At 55.2% G+C, this 18,134-nt stretch carries 15 protein-coding genes; 3 read left to right on the top strand and 12 right to left on the bottom strand.

The window, feature by feature from the left end; all coding sequences use genetic code 11:
- Window positions 1–7: 7 nt before the first annotated feature.
- Complete coding sequence (locus tag F153LOC_RS00410; RefSeq protein ID WP_102104970.1) at window positions 8–2,248, bottom strand: EAL domain-containing protein; 2,241 nt, start codon at window positions 2,246–2,248, stop codon at window positions 8–10.
- Between the two features lie 365 nt (window positions 2,249–2,613).
- Here F153LOC_RS00410 and F153LOC_RS00405 point away from each other — a divergent pair, with 365 nt between their 5' ends.
- A complete protein-coding gene (locus F153LOC_RS00405) occupies window positions 2,614–2,784 on the top strand; it encodes a YfgG family protein (protein WP_100780838.1) in 171 nt (56 codons plus the stop codon).
- On the opposite strand, the gene F153LOC_RS00400 is transcribed toward F153LOC_RS00405, so the two are convergent.
- A complete protein-coding gene (locus tag F153LOC_RS00400; protein ID WP_102104971.1) occupies window positions 2,774–3,664 on the bottom strand; it encodes a LysR family transcriptional regulator in 891 nt (296 codons plus the stop codon). The two genes, F153LOC_RS00405 and F153LOC_RS00400, sit on opposite strands and share 11 nt — an antisense overlap.
- Before the next feature lie 98 nt (window positions 3,665–3,762).
- On the opposite strand from F153LOC_RS00400, the gene F153LOC_RS00395 reads away from it, so the two are divergent.
- Window positions 3,763–4,953 carry an MFS transporter gene (locus F153LOC_RS00395; RefSeq protein WP_102104972.1) on the top strand — a complete coding sequence of 397 codons (1,191 nt, stop codon included), beginning with the start codon at window positions 3,763–3,765 and terminating at the stop codon, window positions 4,951–4,953.
- 14 nt (window positions 4,954–4,967) lie between these two features.
- Here the strand turns inward: F153LOC_RS00395 and guaA are convergent, their stop codons facing one another.
- Complete coding sequence (guaA, locus tag F153LOC_RS00390) at window positions 4,968–6,545, bottom strand: glutamine-hydrolyzing GMP synthase (protein ID WP_100779330.1); 1,578 nt, start codon at window positions 6,543–6,545, stop codon at window positions 4,968–4,970.
- A gap of 62 nt (window positions 6,546–6,607) precedes the next feature.
- Window positions 6,608–8,074: an IMP dehydrogenase gene (gene guaB, locus F153LOC_RS00385; RefSeq protein WP_100779329.1), complete on the bottom strand. Its 1,467-nt coding sequence runs from the start codon at window positions 8,072–8,074 to the stop codon at window positions 6,608–6,610.
- A gap of 159 nt (window positions 8,075–8,233) precedes the next feature.
- Here guaB and xseA point away from each other — a divergent pair, with 159 nt between their 5' ends.
- Window positions 8,234–9,607 (top strand): exodeoxyribonuclease VII large subunit, encoded by a 1,374-nt coding sequence (gene xseA, locus F153LOC_RS00380; RefSeq protein ID WP_102104973.1) that lies wholly within the window; start codon window positions 8,234–8,236, stop codon window positions 9,605–9,607.
- On the opposite strand, the gene F153LOC_RS00375 is transcribed toward xseA, so the two are convergent.
- The 8 genes from F153LOC_RS00375 to rodZ all read right to left on the bottom strand — a co-directional run bounded on the left by F153LOC_RS00375 (window position 9,604) and on the right by rodZ (window position 17,945).
- A complete protein-coding gene (locus F153LOC_RS00375; protein ID WP_100779327.1) occupies window positions 9,604–9,819 on the bottom strand; it encodes a zinc ribbon domain-containing protein in 216 nt (71 codons plus the stop codon). The genes xseA and F153LOC_RS00375 overlap by 4 nt on opposite strands.
- A gap of 44 nt (window positions 9,820–9,863) precedes the next feature.
- Window positions 9,864–10,955: a Gfo/Idh/MocA family oxidoreductase gene (locus tag F153LOC_RS00370; RefSeq protein ID WP_102104974.1), complete on the bottom strand. Its 1,092-nt coding sequence runs from the start codon at window positions 10,953–10,955 to the stop codon at window positions 9,864–9,866.
- 71 nt (window positions 10,956–11,026) lie between these two features.
- Window positions 11,027–12,502, bottom strand: coding sequence for a ribosome biogenesis GTPase Der (der, locus tag F153LOC_RS00365; protein ID WP_100780837.1), 1,476 nt, complete (start codon window positions 12,500–12,502; stop codon window positions 11,027–11,029).
- A gap of 109 nt (window positions 12,503–12,611) precedes the next feature.
- Window positions 12,612–13,790, bottom strand: a complete 1,179-nt coding sequence (gene bamB, locus F153LOC_RS00360) for an outer membrane protein assembly factor BamB (RefSeq protein WP_100779325.1) — start codon at window positions 13,788–13,790, stop codon at window positions 12,612–12,614.
- 10 nt (window positions 13,791–13,800) lie between these two features.
- The gene (locus F153LOC_RS00355) at window positions 13,801–14,421 is read right to left on the bottom strand and encodes a YfgM family protein (protein ID WP_100779324.1); all 621 of its coding nucleotides are present in this window, start codon (window positions 14,419–14,421) and stop codon (window positions 13,801–13,803) included.
- Between the two features lie 13 nt (window positions 14,422–14,434).
- Window positions 14,435–15,709, bottom strand: coding sequence for a histidine--tRNA ligase (gene hisS / locus F153LOC_RS00350; protein WP_102104975.1), 1,275 nt, complete (start codon window positions 15,707–15,709; stop codon window positions 14,435–14,437).
- Window positions 15,710–15,789: 80 nt separating this feature from the next.
- Window positions 15,790–16,908: a flavodoxin-dependent (E)-4-hydroxy-3-methylbut-2-enyl-diphosphate synthase gene (gene ispG, locus F153LOC_RS00345; protein ID WP_100779322.1), complete on the bottom strand. Its 1,119-nt coding sequence runs from the start codon at window positions 16,906–16,908 to the stop codon at window positions 15,790–15,792.
- Between the two features lie 26 nt (window positions 16,909–16,934).
- The gene (gene rodZ, locus F153LOC_RS00340; RefSeq protein ID WP_102104976.1) at window positions 16,935–17,945 is read right to left on the bottom strand and encodes a cytoskeleton protein RodZ; all 1,011 of its coding nucleotides are present in this window, start codon (window positions 17,943–17,945) and stop codon (window positions 16,935–16,937) included.
- Window positions 17,946–18,134 lie beyond the last annotated feature (189 nt).

Raw genomic sequence — 18,134 nt, 5'->3', positions numbered from 1 at the left:
TGTGTTCTCAGGCGTCCAGTGGTGACGCCTGAGAATCGAGCAGCTGTTCCAGCGGCTCAGGTTTACCGATTAAATATCCCTGCAGAAAATCTATCCCTAGCGCGCTAAGTGCGCTGCGAATCGCTTCACTTTCCACATATTCGGCCACCACCAGCATTTTCTTCATCCGCGCCAGATGGCAAATCGACGCCACAATCTGATAGTCCAGGCTGTTGTCAGCAATGTTACGAATAAAGCTGCCGTCTATTTTCAGGATATCGGCATCAACGCTTTTCAACCGTGCATAGCTGGCGTAGCCCGTTCCAAAATCGTCGATGGCAATCAGACACCCTAACTTCTGCAGCTGTTTGACCATCTGATCCGCCAGATCCGCATTGCCAAAGCCGCTGCACTCGGTAATTTCAAAGATCAGTTGCCAGGCTTCGATGCCGTATTTCTCCAGCAAACGGTGAACCTCAATGGGGAATTGCGATCGGCAGATGGTTGAGGACATGAGATTAATAGCAAATCGCTTGCCGGGCAGCCTGCCGCGATGCGCCGACATAAACTTCAGCGTACTTTCCAGCACCCAGAGATCGACGCGCGATGACAAGCCAAACTCCTGCGCCACGGGCAGGAATTTATCCGGCGTAATGAGTACGCCATTTTCATCGGTCATGCGTAAAAGGATTTCGTGGTAGTGATCGCCGCGAACGCCCTGCACCCGTTGCGCCATGAGCTGGAATTCATTGTGCTCAAGCGCCCGCTGCAGTCGGTTCATCATCGCCACTTTATCCCGCAGGCTACGCTGTAGATTAGCCGCGCCGCGCTGTTTTAGGTTCTCAGGATGGTTGGTGAAGAGCGAGAAATCCGCAATGATGCTCAGCTCGCCCAGCAGCAAATAGAGATGGGTCACCGGCGAACGGACACAACAATAGCTGATACCCACCTGCGGTTGCAGCGGCACCCCGTCCCAGATAAAACGGAACTGTTTAATGAGTTCGTCGAGCGCTTCAATGCGTGCCACGTGTGACTCAGTGTTCAGCCGTATCGCCAGATCGCATCCGGACAGCTGATACACGCACTCATTGGGCTGCAGGAAACTCTTGAGCCACTCCGCTAGCTTCTGTTTGTACTGAATTCGAAGCAGCACGCCGTAGTTGCGGCTCAGAACTTCAAGTTCCGGTACGCGCAGCATACAGAGCGTTGACCAGGGTGATTTAGACAACGCACGCGATAACGCCCGCAGATTCGGCATGTGCACAACCGGATCGAGAAAAGCCAGGCGTCTGGCATGGCGCGTGATCACCCGCTGGCGCGTAGCCAGCATCGCCATGTAAATCACCACAAAAGAGAAGACCAGATAGCTCGACGACGTGATCGCCAGGTGAATGTCGTAGCCCTGGCCGAGCGGAATATAGTGGTAAAAATAGTGAATTGAGACCATCAGCACCGGCGTCCAGATGATCGACATCAGCTTATAGCCAAACCGCATTGAGCCCCACAGCATCACCGGCATCATCAGCGACAGCGTGTAGTTAGTGCTAAAAATTGAGCTGCTGTCGCTCGTGGGCACCAGCAGCAGTGAAAGCAGGCCTGCCAGCGCGGCAAGCCAGAGAACAAACTCCGCCGCAGTAACTTTCTTATCAATCTGCGTTCGGATCTGTGATATGAGCGCTTTGAGATAACGCGGATGGCGGAACACGCGAATCACCAGATAGCTGAACGGCACTCCCGTCAATCCGCCGACCAGCAGCCCCTGAAAATTGATCAGGGTGCGAATGGTCAGCGGATTTAGCCCGGCCACGCTCTGTCGGGTTTCATAGACGCCGAGGTAAACGGCAAACTGGAACAGCACTAAAAATAGCGTCGACGGGCATAAAACCTGCCAGAAGATACGTTGTGCCATCAGCTTTGTATTGCCGTATGCCACCATATTTCGCCGGGGAGCAAACACCCGATATCCGCCCCAGCTCAGGGTGAGCGGAACGATAAAATGGCAGATGAGCGCCACGGTCTCATAGAGGCTGACCGTGTCGTAGTAACGTAAAAACAGCGCCAGAATGATGCCAGGCAGTGCTGCGAGCCCGAAAAACAGCATTGCGGAGAGCAGAAACGACAACGGCATGTAATAGAGTACGATGCTTCCGCCGTTTAACTGGGTATAAGTGCTCGCAACGTTCAGCAGGGGCAGAAAAATAACAGGCAAAAGAAGGGGGAGCGCCCACCAGCGATCTTTGTTTTGCTGTAAAAAAGAGAGAATGTTCATAGGCGCCTGGTTAAGCCCCTTCATCCATAGGGTAATTTCAGACAGGCATCCAACCTGACATTTTGACGCACAGTATTTTCATGAGAAAACACCGTGGAGGGAGGATTTTAGTGATCAATGCCGCGCAAGAATTGACCTAACGCAAGAATATGAATTCAAAAAACCAATTATTACAATTTTCTCGGGTCGTTTTCTGTTTTCTATCAGCCTGGTAAATTATTGAATTAATATCGATAACATCAACGAATCATTACATTGACGATTTTTTACACACTCCGAATTGACCCTTGCTTCCCGCTGTGACTTAATAGTCCCATCGCCCAAAAGGGTATACCCAGGAAAACACAGTGAGCCAGGCAACGCGTATGCAGAAACGACATCGATTTAACACTCGAATGACCCGCATTATCTTGCTTATCAGCTTCCTGTTTTTCTTCGGCCGCTTCGTGTACTCCTCCATTGGCGCCTGGTATCACCATCAAGATAAAATCCAGTCTCAGCAAGTCAGCCAGCCGCTGGACTCCGTTAACCATTAACCTTCTCGCGCAATAAACGAATCACTTCGGAAATTCCCTTACTGAGAATTTTGTCTTGCCGCATGACGATACCTAACTGACGATGCAGAACGGGGTTCAGCGACCGCACGCACAGCCCTTCGCGATCCACTGCGTTTTCGACCGCCATACGCGGGACAATGCTGTATCCCAATCCTGCGCGAACCATGCGCTTAATGGCTTCGATACTGCCCAGCTGCATCACAGGGCAGACCTCCAGATCGCATGCATTAAACCAGCCATCGATTAAATCCCGCGTGCCACTCCCCGATTCGAAGGCTATCAGGGGAAGTGCGTGCAATATTTGCGGGGTAAACAGCGCTATCTCCTCGTCCTGCACCTGGGAAATTATCAGGACAAACTCTTCATCGAGTAGGGGCATCACCTCCAGCGCCCGACCGCTTGCCGGGAGTGTGACCAGTCCGATATCCAGACGGTTCTCCTCCACGGCGCGCACCACATCCAGCGTGTTTCCCGTCGTTACGCCGACGCGTAATAGCGGATGCTCCTCACGCAGCTGCTGTAGCAACGGCGGCAAAAGGTGAATACAGGCCGTGGCCCCCGTACCCAGCGTAATAGTGCCACTGATCTCATGACTAAACTCGCTGACCGACCGGATCGCCTCTTCCACTACCTGCTCAATACGATTGCCATGCTCAAGTAGCGCCAGCCCCGCAGCGGTGGCTTTGATGCCACGCCCGGTACGTTCGACCAGACGCGTTCGCAGAAATTGCTCAAGCTGGCGCACCTGCAGGCTCACCGCTGGTTGAGAAAGGCCCAATATATCCGCCGCAGCCGAAAAGCTGCCGCGCTGGATCACCAGCCGGAAGGTCGCCAGATTGCCCAGATTCAGCGTCGTCATCGCAAAGTTTCTCTTATAGGAGTCATAAACACAGAGGCCTGCCAGCACCTTACCGTGCGCAGTATGGTGATCACAACTGCCTGACGGAATGAAAAATAATGAAAACACCTGCCCTCCCCCGCCTGCTTCCTGTTGCTGCCGGAGGCAATCAGTTGATCAACTGGGGAATTACCTTTTACATGCCAGGGACCTTTGCCCACGCAATCGCCGCAGACATGCGCTGGTCGTCACCACAGATCTACCTTGGCCTGACCCTCGCCATGCTGGTGATGGCGACGGTGTCGCCTTTTGTCGCCAGGCTGCTGGCCCGATTTGGCGGGCAGCTCGTGGTGATGAGCGGCACGCTGATGATCGCCGTGAGTTGTGCCGTCATGGCCTGCGTGCACGCGTTGCCTGGCTGGTACGCGGCGTGGCTGCTGGCAGGGGTCGGCATGCGCCTGTCTCTGTACGATGCCCTGTTCGCCTCGCTGGTGAATCTCTACGGCCAGAGTGCCCGACGGACGATTTCACACGTCACGCTGGCGGGCGGGCTGGCCTCTGCCGTGTTCTGGCCGCTGGGCGCGAAACTGCTTACATTTATGAGCTGGCGTGAAGCACTGCTGGTTTATGCCCTGGCCGGTCTGCTGAGTGCGGCGCTTATCCGCGCACTTCCAGGCCACAGGGTGCCGGTCGGCACAATGCGGAAAGCGACAGCGCATGCCAATCATCAGGATCGCCGCAACGGCCTGCTCTACGCCGCCTTCATTGCGCTCATTACCTTTGTTTCGAACGGCACATCCACGCACTTACCGGAATTTATCGCAAGCGTAGGGCTTCCGGCGTCCTTGGGGATGCTCTGGGGCATTGGCCAGACGGGAGCACGATTTACGGAGGTGGTTGCCGGGGCGCATCTCTCGCCGCTGCGACTGACGCTCATCACTGCCCTCGCTATGCCCCTCTGTTTTTTGACCGGACTCAGCGCCAGCACCTTTATCTGGGCGGCTGCCGGATTTGTGCTGGGCTATGGTGCCATCAACGGGCTGGTGACTATCGTAAAAGCCACGCTGCCGTTACAGCTTTTTCCTGCTGAGGATTACGCGCGACGCACAGGCGTCTTGCTCATTCCGGCGCAGGTCATGGCAGCGGTATCGCCCTTTGCTTACGCATGGCTGAACCGGGAACTGGGTGTGTTCGGTGCAATGTGGGTGTCATGTGGATTGACGGTGATAATTGGGGGGCTGGCTGTAGGGATGGTGGTTGTGCAGCGCCACAATAAAAAACCCTCTGGCGAGGCAGAGGGTTTTGTGTGACTAGAGGGGGAAAATTATTCCCACTCAATCGTCGCCGGTGGCTTACCGCTGATGTCATAAACGACACGGGAAATCCCGTTAACTTCGTTGATGATGCGGTTTGATACGCGGCCAAGGAAGTCATACGGCAGGTGTGCCCAGTGAGCGGTCATGAAGTCGATGGTTTCGACGGCACGCAGGGAGACAACCCAGTCGTACTTACGGCCATCACCCATGACGCCGACGGAGCGTACTGGCAGGAACACAGTGAACGCCTGGCTCACTTTGTTGTACAGGTCGGCTTTATGCAGCTCTTCAATGAAAATTGCATCCGCACGACGCAGCAGGTCGCAGTACTCTTTCTTCACTTCGCCCAGCACGCGCACGCCCAGACCTGGACCCGGGAACGGGTGACGGTAAAGCATGTCGTACGGCAGGCCCAGCTCCAGACCAATTTTACGTACTTCATCTTTGAACAGCTCACGCAGCGGTTCAACCAGACCCATCTTCATCTCTTTCGGCAGGCCGCCCACGTTGTGGTGAGATTTGATGACGTGTGCTTTACCCGTTGCGGAAGCAGCGGATTCGATCACGTCCGGGTAGATGGTGCCTTGCGCCAGCCATTTCACGTCTTCCAGGCGCAGCGCCTGTTCGTCGAACACTTCAACAAACACGCGGCCAATGATTTTACGTTTGGCTTCCGGATCGTTTTCGCCCGCCAATGCGGACAGGAAGCGCTCTTCGCCTTCAACGTGAACAATGTTCAGACCGAAATGGTCGCCGAACATGTCCATCACCTGCTGGGCTTCGTTCAGGCGCAGCAGACCATTGTCCACGAAGACGCAGGTCAGGTTTTTGCCAATAGCACGGTGCAGCAGCATCGCGGTCACGGAGGAGTCAACGCCACCGGACAGGCCGAGGATCACTTTATCGTCGCCAACCTGTTTGCGGATACGCTCAACGGCGTCGTCGATGATTTTCGCAGGGGTCCAGAGCGCTTCACACTGGCAGATATCGCGAACGAAGCGGTCCAGCATACGCATACCCTGACGGGTGTGGGTCACTTCTGGGTGGAACTGAACGCCGTAGAAGCGTTTTTCTTCGTTCGCCATAATGGCAAACGGGCAGCTTTCGGTGCTGGCAACGGTGACGAAATCGGAAGGAATCGCGGTCACTTTATCGCCGTGGCTCATCCAGACGTCGAGCAGCGGTTTGCCTTCAGCGGTCAGGGAATCTTCGATACCGCGAACCAGGGCGCTGTCGGTCAGCACTTCGACCTGCGCGTAGCCAAACTCACGTTCGTTAGAGGATTCAACGTGGCCGCCCAGCTGCATTGCCATGGTCTGCATGCCGTAGCAGACGCCGAAGACAGGAACACCGGCTTCAAAGACGTATTGCGGGGCGCGCGGGCTGTTATGTTCGGTGGTGCTTTCCGGGCCGCCGGAAAGGATGATGCCGCTTGGATTGAATTCACGGATTTGTGCTTCCGTGACATCCCACGCCCACAGCTCACAGTAAACGCCAAGTTCACGCACGCGACGTGCCACCAGCTGAGTGTACTGAGAACCGAAATCCAGGATAAGAATGCGATGTTTATGAATGTTTTCCGTCATTGACGCTAATTCCGAGGCAAGTGAAACAAAGCGCCCGGCATTGAGCCGGGCGCGGAAACTTATCAGGAGCCCAGACGGTAGTTCGGGGACTCTTTGGTGATTGTCACGTCGTGAACGTGGCTTTCCTGGATACCCGCACCGCTGATACGTACAAATTCCGCTTTAGTACGCAGCAGGTCGATAGTACCACAGCCGGTCAGACCCATACAGGAACGCAGGCCGCCCATCTGCTGGTGGATAATCTCTTTCAGACGGCCTTTGTACGCCACGCGACCTTCGATACCTTCCGGTACCAGTTTGTCGGCTGCGTTATCCGTCTGGAAGTAACGGTCTGAAGAACCTTTGGACATCGCGCCCAGAGAACCCATACCACGGTAAGATTTATAAGAACGGCCCTGGAACAGTTCAATTTCGCCCGGAGACTCTTCGGTACCGGCCAGCATAGAGCCAACCATCACCGCCGCTGCACCTGCCGCGATGGCTTTCGCGATATCACCAGAGAAGCGGATACCGCCGTCGGCGATAACCGGAATACCGGTGCCTTCCAGCGCTTCTACCGCGTCAGAAACGGCGGTGATCTGCGGAACGCCCACGCCGGTTACGATACGCGTCGTACAGATGGAGCCAGGGCCGATACCCACTTTCACAGCGCTACAACCGGCATCAGCCAGAGCACGGGCACCTGCGCCGGTTGCGACGTTACCGCCGATGATCTGCAGATCAGGGTATTTTGCACGGGTATCGCGAATACGTTGCAGAACGCCTTCGGAATGACCGTGAGAGGAGTCGATCAGCAGAATGTCAACGCCCGCAGCGACCAGCGCATCAACGCGCTCTTCGTTGCCAGCGCCTGCACCCACCGCAGCGCCTACGCGCAGACGGCCACGCTCGTCTTTACAGGCGTTGGGTTTACGTTCTGCTTTCTGGAAATCTTTTACGGTGATCATGCCACGCAGGTGGAAGCTGTTATCCACAACCAGCGCTTTTTCAACGCGTTTTTCGTGCATTTTAGCCAGCACGACTTCACGGGTTTCGCCTTCACGCACGGTCACCAGACGCTCTTTCGGCGTCATGTAGACGCTGACAGGCTGGTTCAAGTCGGTCACGAAGCGCACGTCACGGCCAGTAATGATACCCACCAGTTCGTTGTCTTCAGTCACGACCGGGTAGCCCGCAAAGCCATTACGCTCGGTCAGCGCTTTCACTTCGTGCAGGGTAGTGGTTGGCAGAACGGTCTGGGGATCGGAAACAATACCGGATTCATGTTTTTTCACGCGGCGAACTTCATCCGCCTGACGCTCGATAGACATGTTTTTGTGAATAAAGCCGATGCCACCTTCCTGTGCCAGGGCAATTGCCAGGCGCGCTTCAGTCACGGTGTCCATAGCCGCAGAGAGCATAGGAATGTTCAGGCGAATGGTTTTAGTCAACTGCGTGCTGAGATCGGCAGTATTCGGCAGAACGGTGGAATGAGCGGGAACGAGGAGGACGTCGTCAAACGTCAGTGCTTCTTTAGCGATACGTAGCATGGGCAATATCTCTGACCTGGGTGGTTAAATATTGCCGTGGCATTATACAGAGCGTAACCGATTGCATCCACACTTTTTTATAAAAAATGCTTGCGATTGCCTCCGGGCAGGTTACTATCGACTGAATAACTTGCTGATTTAGAATTTGATCCCGCTCACATGTTATCCTCCCAAAGCCCCTCAATTTTTACCGTTAGCCGCCTCAATCAATCGGTTCGTTTGCTGCTCGAGCAGGAAATGGGACAGGTCTGGATCAGCGGAGAGATCTCTAATTTCACGCAGCCGTCATCCGGCCACTGGTACTTTACGCTGAAAGACGACACCGCTCAGGTGCGCTGTGCCATGTTCCGCAACAGCAATCGTCGGGTGACGTTCCGCCCTCAGCACGGCCAGCAGGTTTTGGTTCGCGCCAATATCACGCTGTATGAACCGCGCGGTGATTATCAGATCATCGTCGAGAGCATGCAGCCGGCGGGTGAAGGCTTACTGCAGCAAAAATACGAGCAGCTAAAAGCAAAACTGTCAGCGGAAGGCCTGTTCGATCAGCAGTTCAAGAAATCCCTGCCCTCTCCCGCCCATTGCGTGGGGGTGATAACCTCTAAAACCGGTGCGGCGCTGCACGATATTTTACACGTGCTGAAGCGTCGCGATCCGTCGCTGCCCGTTGTGATTTACCCGACTGCCGTGCAGGGCGACGATGCGCCGGGCCAGATTGTGCGTGCCATTGCGCTGGCAAACGCGCGCCAGGAGTGTGACGTGTTAATCGTCGGGCGCGGCGGTGGTTCTCTGGAAGATCTGTGGAGTTTCAACGACGAGCGCGTGGCGCGGGCGATTTTCGACAGCGTTATTCCCATTGTCAGCGCGGTCGGGCATGAAACTGACGTCACGATCGCTGATTTTGTCGCGGACATGCGCGCGCCGACGCCATCTGCCGCCGCCGAAATCGTGAGCCGTAATCAGCTGGAACTATTGCGCCAGTTGCAGAACGGCCAGCAGCGTCTGGAAATGGCGATGGACTATTTCCTCGCCAACCGTAATCGTCGTTTTATCCAGTTGCAGCATCGGCTACAGCAGCAGCACCCGCAGCTGCGTCTGGCACGTCAGCAAACGGTGCTTGAGCGTCTGCGCCAGCGGATGAATTTTGCTCTGGATAATCAACTCAAGCGCGCGGTTTCGCGCCAGCAGCGGATAACCCAGCGCCTGAATCAGCAAAACCCGCAGCCGCGCATCTATCGCGCGCAGACACGTATGCAGCAGCTTGAATATCGTCTGGGTGAGAACATCCGCGCACGCCTGAGCAGTACCCGTGAGCGTTTTGGTAATGCGGTGACGCATCTGGAAGCCGTTAGTCCGCTTTCAACGCTGGCGCGCGGCTACAGCGTGACCACGGCGACAGACGGCACGGTGCTGAAGCAGACCAAACAGGTGAAAGCCGGTGACGTGCTGACAACCCGCCTGGCCGACGGCTGGGTAGAAAGTGAAGTGAAAGGTATCACTCCCGCGAAAAAGACACGCAAGAAAAAGCCGGTTTAAACCGGCTTGAATTCAACGCGTTTCTTCGAAATCAGGCCGTGCCCGTTCTGGCAAAAATAATCGACCGCACCGCAGGCTTTCAACACCTGAAGCGGCTGATGGCAATCAGGGCATAGCGCTTCCAGCGCGATATCTTTATCGCAACTCTCGCAGTGCGCCATTCCGTTTACGGGTTCCAGCTCTGCATGGCAATCCGGACAGATGATAGACATCGTGACTCCTTAAAAAGGTTTTGAGGTATTTTACCACGCCGCGATCAGTGTGAGCCACGCAGCTGTTGCTGTAATTTCAGCAGGAGTTCGACCTCTTCCAGCCGCCGCTGCGTGGTGAATGCCACCTCTCCTGGAGCCCTCTCGTACAGGCTCTTTTCCCCCAAAATATGCTCTGCCAGACAGTGCGCGTAGATGGCCCCCGGAAGCGTCCAGCGCTGCACGTTTTCGCCGTCAATCAGTTCGAGAACATCCTCGGTGCCGCGTCGGTCGTGGCTGATAATGCGCCCGTCACGTAGATGCAGCCGAAGCCCTTTTTGCCCACCCGCAGGCCCGGCATATTTGTTCAGCCAGATATCCACCGGAATACCGCTCACATGGCCCTGAAGATGAGCTTCGCCTTCGGCGGTGAGCAGATCGCCTGTGGCAATCGGGCGGCCGAGACGATCTGTCGCGGTTATCACCTGCAAAGACAGTGCGTGATTTCCGCCGAGCGCGCGCACGGTTTCTCGCATCATCGCCAGCACATGGGTACCGATATCAATGATGACACCGTCCGGGTGGCGAAGCTGGCGGGTATCAGGCTCACCGGTGGCAAAATTCAGCGCGACAGGTTCTCCCGCAGCGTTGAAGCCGCTAGGCTCCTGAAGAAATCCTTCGATTTTGACGATCTCATCAAGTGAATTGACCACCCGGCCTGCCGTCTGATTTTCCCGTTCCGGCTGCCAGGCCGGGTTCAGAATGCCCAACGCCAGTTGCATGGCACCGCTTCGCGCCATCCAGTGATCGAGCGCCAGCACGCGAGCAGCGGCTTCAGGTTTTGCGAGCAGCGTTTTGAGTCTTTCGATTTGTGAAAGCGTCGCGACAACCGGTTTTTCCACCACGATACGCGGAATCGCTGAGGATAAGGCCAGCTCAAGCGCATCGAGGTGATGCAATGAAGAGGTGGTGACAAACAGGGTGTCTATCGGACTGGTCAGCAGTTGCTGCAGGGACGGGCAGCGCACCACGCCTGCAAGCTCGCGCTCGGGGCGAAGATCGAAACCAACGCAATGCAAAGGAGTATCGAAAATCTGTCGCAACGCCGGTAAATAGGCCGTCTCAACCACGGCACCAAGCCCAATAAACCCTAACTGCATGTTCCACTCCGTCATGAGTTGTGGAGGACAAAAGGCAAAAAACCCGACTCAGTCGGGTTTTTAGTGTGCAATTATTTGCCTTTCTTGATGTGTTTAATCAAGCGCTTACGCTTACGCATCTGGTTCGGCGTTAGCGTGTTGCGTTTGTTCGCAAACGGGTTATCCCCTTCCTTGAACTGAATACGGATAGGCGTACCCATCACATCCAGCGATTTACGGAAGTAGTTCATCAGATAACGCTTGTAGGAATCCGGCAGATCTTTCACCTGATTACCGTGAATCACCACGATTGGCGGGTTGTAACCACCGGCGTGGGCGTATTTCAGCTTCACGCGACGGCCTCGCACCAACGGCGGCTGATGGTCTTCTGCTGCCATGGTCATGATGCGCGTCAGCATGGCGGTGCTTACACGACGGGTGGAACTGTCGTAGGCTTCGCGAACGGATTCGAACAGGTTGCCCACGCCGCTGCCGTGCAGCGCAGAGATGAAGTGCACACGGGCAAAGTCGATGAAGCCCAGACGGAAGTCCAGCATCTCTTTGACTTGCTCACGCACTTCGTTGCTCAGGCCATCCCATTTGTTGACGACGATAACAAGTGAGCGCCCACTATTGAGGATAAAGCCCAGCAGCGACAGGTCCTGATCGGAGATGCCTTCACGCGCGTCGATGACCAGCATCACCACGTTGGCATCTTCAATCGCCTGCAGCGTTTTGATAACGGAGAATTTTTCCACTACATCGGTGATTTTACCGCGCTTACGCACGCCCGCCGTGTCGATGAGCACATATTCGCGCTCGTCACGTTCCATCGGGATGTAAATACTGTCACGCGTGGTGCCCGGCATGTCGTAGACCACCACGCGGTCTTCGCCGAGAATACGGTTGGTCAGTGTGGACTTACCTACGTTCGGACGACCGACAATAGCGAGTTTGATCGGCAGATCCTGCGGATTAAAATCATCTTCAGGTTCTTCTTCTGCGCCCTCTTGATCGGCTTCGAACTGCGCCCAGTATTCAGCGTCTTCGTCCACTTCTTCCGGCGGGTTTACTTCGTCAACCCACGGCAGCAGAACGGTTTCGAGCAGGCTGGTGACACCGCGGCCATGAGACGCGGCAATCGGGTAGATTTCACCAAGGCCCAGGGCCCAGAAATCCGCTACCGCCTGATCGGCATCAATACCGTCAGTTTTGTTCGCCACCAGGAACGTTGGCTTTTCGCGAGAGCGCAGGTGTTTGGCGATAGCCGTATCGGCAGGCATCAGGCCCGCACGTGCGTCTACCATGAACAGAACAATGTCCGCCTCTTCAATCGCCAGCAGAGATTGCTCTGCCATGCGCGTTTCCACACCGTCTTCTGTACCGTCGATACCCCCCGTATCGATACAGATAAACTCGCGACCTTCCACTTCAGCACGACCGTACTTACGGTCACGAGTCAGCCCCGGGAAATCCGCCACCAGCGCATCACGGGTGCGTGTTAAACGGTTAAAAAGAGTGGATTTTCCAACGTTCGGGCGCCCGACAAGCGCGACCACAGGTACCATGTTTGAAGCCTCATAAATTCAAATAAACGTCGCAGTTGCGGCGTTTTTATAAAAGTCAAAACGGCCCCTGAGTTAACAGGAGCCGTTTATTATACTACAAACGAGACGATTAACGCGTGATCGCGTAGAGCGTACCGTCTTTTGCCTGGATCAGCAGTTTGCCGTCAGCCACAACCGGATCGGTCAGGAAACCAGAGCTGTCGACTTTTTCCTGCGCCACGAAGCGACCCGTTTCCGGATCAATCCAGTGCATATAACCTTCGCTATCGCCCACGACCAGGCTGCCATTGTACAGCGCAGGTGCGGTCAGCAGACGGTGCAGCAGATCGCTCTGCGTCCACAGCGTGACACCACCGTCGGTGTTCAGCGCCAGCAGACGGTCGTTCTGATCCACCAGGTAGATGCGGTTGCCCTCGACCACGAAATCGTTCACTGAACCCAGCTCACGTTTCCACATAACCTGGCCGCTGCGCAGATCCAGCGCCGTCAGGTTACCGTTATAAGCCAGCGCATAAACCACGTTATCAACGATAACTGGCGTGGTATCGACGTCGCTCAGACGGTCAATTTCAGTCGGACCGGTTGCCTGGGAGATACGCTGCTGCCAAATCATCTGACCCTGCTGCATCAGCACGGCGCTGACGCGACCGTTATCACCGCCCACGATAGCCGCACCAAACGCGGTAGCAGGGGCAGATTCGCCGCGCAGAGACAGGGCTGGCATGTCCAGGTTCACAGTCCATTTCACGGCACCGTCAGCTTCGTTCAGCGCCTGCAGCTGGCCGTTGCTGGTATGAATCAGCACCAGACCGTCGCTCACAACCGGACGAGACAGGGCTTCACCCGCTACGCGAGTTTGCCATGCAATAGAACCGTCGCTGGCGTTCAGCGCATAGACCTGCGCTTTTTCGCTACCGATATAGACATGACCGCCGGAAACGGTCACGCCGCCCGAGAGCAGTGCCGGCGTACGGGAGAACCAACCGTCTTTTTCGGCCAGATTGACCGACCAGACTTCTTTCCCGTCATCGGCGTTGAACGCGCGCACGGTGCCTTTGCGATCAGCCGCATAGACAACGCTATCGGCATACGCCGGATGCAGGTTGGAATAGAAATCACCGATTCCATCACCCACGGAAGAGCTCCACGCGGTTGACGGGGTAAACTGATTTTCAACAGTCGGCAGCGGGGACATTTTTACAACATCTTCTTCGCCACTGAACAGTGAACAGCCACTCAATAACGTAACAGAAAGCAGTCCTGGCAGAAGTAATTTACGCAATTGCATCGGGTCCCTCTCAGACGGACAAATTATTTATTTTCATCTGCATCATTTCGCTCAGCGCAGGTGAGGCGTTACTTTTCACGCCCGCTTCCCACGCGCTGCGCGCGCCTTGTTTGTCGCCTTTGCTCAGCAGAGCTTCACCACGCAGGTCAGCAACGATGGCTGCAAAACCTTCACCTTTGACAGTGTCGAGGGTTTTCAGCGCGTCGTCGGCTTTGTTCTGCTGTACCTGAATACGCGCCAGGCGCAGATTAATCACCGCTTTCAGATTGTCATCGCTGGCTGCCGCTAGACCCTGAGTCAGCTGCGCGGCGGCTTTATCCAGTTCATTTTTATCAACGAACTGCTGAGCCACTTCGAGCGATGCCAGTGCACCGTAAGTATTTTTGTTGTCAGCAGCAAATTTCTCCGCAGCAGCCAACGTTTGCGGCTGATCGGCACGAATTGCGCTCACGGTATTTTCATAGGACAGGGAAGCATCACGCGCGGAATCAGCCTGATGGCTATTCCAGTAACGCCAACCCATCAGCGCGCCCACACCCAAAATCACCCCAACGGCCAGGGCTTTGCCATTTTCGGCAAAGAAGCGTTTAATCGCATCAACCTGGTCGTTTTCGTTCTCGTACATTTCCACGCTGTTCTTCCCCTTAGCCCAGTAAAGTGCGCAAGTGCGCGGCAACGCTATCCTGCGTTACGGTTGTTTGCTCACCAGAGCGCAGGTCTTTTACCACCACTTCGCCAGCAGCCACTTCGGACTCGCCCAGCACCAGTGCGATACTTGCGCCCCATTTATCGGCACGGGCAAACTGCTTTTTGAAGTTGCCACCACCATGGTTAGTCATCAGCTTAACGCCCGGCAGCGCATCGCGCAGACGTTCGGCAAACTGCATTGCCGCAGACTGCGTATCCGCACCTGAGGCCACCAGGTATATATCGACAACGGAATCTGCTTTAAATTCCGGATTAACTGCCTGAACCAGCAAAACAAGTCGTTCAAGACCCATTGCGAAACCTACTGCAGGTGCAGCACGGCCACCCAACTGTTCCACCAGACCGTCATAACGACCGCCTGCACACACGGTACCCTGAGAACCCAGGCTGGTGGTGACCCACTCAAATACCGTGCGATTATAGTAATCCAGACCGCGCACCAGACGCTGGTTCACGGTGTAAGCAATACCTGCCGCTTCCAGCAGTTTGCACAGGCCAGCGAAATGCTCGCGAGAATCGTCGTCCAGATAGTCACCCAGCGCCGGGGCATCGTTCAGCAGCGCCTGCACTTCCGGGTTCTTGGAATCCAGAACGCGCAGCGGATTGCTGTACATGCGACGCTGGCAGTCTTCATCCAGCTTATCTTTGTGCTGTTCCAGGAATGCAACTAACGCATCACGGTAGTTCGCGCGCGCTTCCAGGGAGCCAATGGAGTTCAGCTCCAGCGCAACATGCTGAGAAATCCCCAGCTCACGCCACCAGCGCGCCGTCAGCATGATCAGCTCAGCGTCGATATCCGGACCTTGCAGGCCAAAGACTTCCACACCCAGCTGATTAAACTGGCGATAACGGCCTTTTTGCGGGCGTTCGTGGCGGAACATCGGGCCGATATACCACAGACGCTGCTCCTGATTGTACAGGAGACCATGTTCGATGCCGGCGCGTACACAACCTGCCGTACCTTCCGGACGCAGCGTCAGGCTATCGCCGTTGCGGTCTTCAAAGGTATACATCTCTTTTTCAACGACGTCGGTCACTTCGCCGATCGCGCGTTTAAATAACGGGGTCTGCTCTACAATCGGCAAACGGATTTCGCTGTAACCGTAGCTGCCGAGCACCTGTTTCAGAGTGCCTTCAATGCGCTGCCAGATGGCGGTTTCGCCAGGCAGATAATCGTTCATGCCGCGGATGGCTTGAATGTTTTTTGCCACGTTTATTCTCTTTCTATATACAAAAAAAACCCAAAGAATGGGTTCAATCATACATGGGAAGCCTAACGCTTCCCATCACGTTATTTTTCAACTTGCTGAATGCTGATGCGCTGGGCTTCGTCCAGCATCGTCGCTTTTGCGCGAATGCGAGCTTCCAGCTGATCGATCATGTCGTTGTTGTCCAGACGGTCTTTACGAATCCCATCTTCATAGAGGCCGCTTTTCTTGTTGCCGCCGGTCACGCCAAGCGTTGACACCAGCGCTTCACCAGGACCGTTCACCACGCAGCCGATAATAGAGACATCCATCGGCGTGATCAGATCTTCCAGACGCTGCTCCAGCGCGTTGACCGTACCGATAACGTCAAATTCCTGACGCGAACAGGTTGGGCACGCAATGAAGTTGATCCCGCGAGCACGAATGCGCAGAGATTTCAGAATGTCGAAACCGACTTTGATCTCTTCCACCGGATCGGCCGCCAGCGATACACGCAGCGTGTCGCCGATCCCTTCGGAAAGCAGCAGCCCAAGGCCGATCGCGGATTTCACAGAACCACTGCGTAAGCCACCGGCTTCGGTGATCCCAAGATGCAACGGCTGATCGATTTGCTTCGCCAGCAGGCGATAGGATTCAACGGCCAGGAAAACGTCAGACGCTTTCACACTGACTTTGAACTGATCGAAGTTGAGGCGATCGAGATGATCCACATGGCGCATGGCTGATTCCAGCAGCGCCTGCGGCGTCGGTTCGCCGTATTTTTCCTGCAGATCTTTTTCCAGCGATCCGGCGTTAACGCCGATGCGGATAGGAATATTTTTATCGCGGGCGCAGTCAACGACCGAACGAATACGCTCTTCGCTGCCGATGTTACCTGGGTTGATACGTAGACAATCCACACCATATTCCGCGACTTTCAGCGCGATTCGGTAATCGAAGTGGATATCGGCAACCAGCGGAACATTGACCTGCTGCTTGATGAGTTTAAATGCCTCGGCGGCATCCATGGTCGGCACGGAGACGCGGACAATATCCGCACCTACGCGCTCTAATGCTTTGATTTGATTGACCGTCGCCTCAACATCCGTGGTACGGGTGTTGGTCATCGACTGAACGGCGATGGGTGCACCATCACCAATCGGCACATTCCCAACGTAAATCCGCTTAGATTTTCTACGTTGAATCGGAGCCTGATTATGCATGAAAAGTCTCCCGCGTTACTCGCCTGTTACTGTGCTGCTGATTGTTCGGCATTAACGGTAAGACGCGCAACCTGGTTAGTTCTGATAAAACGGCTCAGATCGACAGGTTTTCCTTGATACTGGATCTGCACCGCAGCCGGAGCACCGATTTTAAGCTTATACGGAGCCTGACCGGTTAGATTTAATGTGCCATCTTTACGCTGCAGGCCACTGAACAGTTTTTTACCTGTTGCATCCGTCACTTCCAGCCAGCAGTCGGCAGAGAAGTTCATCACCAGCGCGTTAGGATCGGCAGTGGTTGCCCCTGCGACGCCAGCCTGGTCCGTTGGCAGCGGCTGTGTGGTGTTCGCCGTAGCGGCAGGTGTTGTCGCCGCTGGAGCGTTATCCACATTCGCCTGAGACGGTGCCACAACAGCATTTTGCGCTGTCGTCTGGTCCGGTGTGGTGGCCGGCGCTGGCGTTTGGGCAGGTTCAACAGCCTGAGAATCGGTAGCAGCAGTTTGCGGTTCGCCGGAAGTGGCGCTGCTGTCGGTGTTTAACGGCACGCTTTGCGCGCCGTCGTTACCGGAATTGTTTAGCTCGGCAGAGGACTGGTCAGCCATCGTGGTGATCTCTTCCTGCTGCGCTTTGTGGTTTTGCCACCACCATGCGCCCGTCAGACCAATCACCACAAACAGTACCAGCCAGGTAAAGCTCATCAGCCAGCCATCACGTTTTTTGCGACGTTTGCCCAGAGAGAAGGTCTGCATCGGCGCGACTTTCGCCGCACGTACCGGTGCCTGTTTTTCCATCATTGGCAACAGTTCTTCTTCAGGGATATGCACCAGTTTTGCATAAGAGCGGATGTAACCACGCAGAAACGTTGAAGCAAGATCGGCCGGAGCCTTGTCTTCTTCAATATCGCGAACCGTGGAAACCTTCAGGCACAAGCGTTCTGCAACAGCTTGCTGGCTGAGTCCGAGTTGTTCACGGGCATTGCGAAGACGAACGCCCGTGGAGAGTGCTTCATTTTGGTCGTGAGTGGCTTCAGTATTCATTCGCTACAACTACTTACTGGTACGTGTAAATTAGGGTTCAGGCGCCGGTGAGTCACAATGCCACCCGCACCGCGAAACTTCTGGTCATTTAACCTTAGACAGACAGTTAGTATAAGACTGTCCGGCTTTAGTTGACAGTGCAGCGCTACTCATGAGGCTAAACTGTTGTTGCGACGTTACATACTGCCT

The sequence above is a fragment of the Lelliottia sp. F153 genome (assembly GCF_002870005.1).
Lineage (GTDB): Bacteria > Pseudomonadota > Gammaproteobacteria > Enterobacterales > Enterobacteriaceae > Enterobacter > Enterobacter nimipressuralis.
Note: the sequence above shows the minus strand (reverse complement) of the source record. Positions and strands in the feature narration are given on the sequence as shown.

Excerpts from the sequence above, each read along its gene's own strand:
- F153LOC_RS00370 (WP_102104974.1), bottom strand. The coding sequence starts at position 10,955 with ATGCAGTTAGGGTTTATTGGGCTTGGTGCCGTGGTTGAGACGGCCTAT.
- xseA (WP_102104973.1), top strand. The coding sequence starts at position 8,234 with ATGTTATCCTCCCAAAGCCCCTCAATTTTTACCGTTAGCCGCCTCAAT.
- F153LOC_RS00375 (WP_100779327.1), bottom strand. The coding sequence starts at position 9,819 with ATGTCTATCATCTGTCCGGATTGCCATGCAGAGCTGGAACCCGTAAAC.
- F153LOC_RS00395 (WP_102104972.1), top strand. The coding sequence starts at position 3,763 with ATGAAAACACCTGCCCTCCCCCGCCTGCTTCCTGTTGCTGCCGGAGGC.
- ispG (WP_100779322.1), bottom strand. The coding sequence starts at position 16,908 with ATGCATAATCAGGCTCCGATTCAACGTAGAAAATCTAAGCGGATTTAC.
- bamB (WP_100779325.1), bottom strand. The coding sequence starts at position 13,790 with ATGCAATTGCGTAAATTACTTCTGCCAGGACTGCTTTCTGTTACGTTA.
- guaA (WP_100779330.1), bottom strand. The coding sequence starts at position 6,545 with ATGACGGAAAACATTCATAAACATCGCATTCTTATCCTGGATTTCGGT.
- der (WP_100780837.1), bottom strand. The coding sequence starts at position 12,502 with ATGGTACCTGTGGTCGCGCTTGTCGGGCGCCCGAACGTTGGAAAATCC.
- F153LOC_RS00400 (WP_102104971.1), bottom strand. The coding sequence starts at position 3,664 with ATGACGACGCTGAATCTGGGCAATCTGGCGACCTTCCGGCTGGTGATC.
- F153LOC_RS00410 (WP_102104970.1), bottom strand. The coding sequence starts at position 2,248 with ATGAACATTCTCTCTTTTTTACAGCAAAACAAAGATCGCTGGTGGGCG.
- rodZ (WP_102104976.1), bottom strand. The coding sequence starts at position 17,945 with ATGAATACTGAAGCCACTCACGACCAAAATGAAGCACTCTCCACGGGC.
- guaB (WP_100779329.1), bottom strand. The coding sequence starts at position 8,074 with ATGCTACGTATCGCTAAAGAAGCACTGACGTTTGACGACGTCCTCCTC.
- F153LOC_RS00405 (WP_100780838.1), top strand. The coding sequence starts at position 2,614 with ATGCAGAAACGACATCGATTTAACACTCGAATGACCCGCATTATCTTG.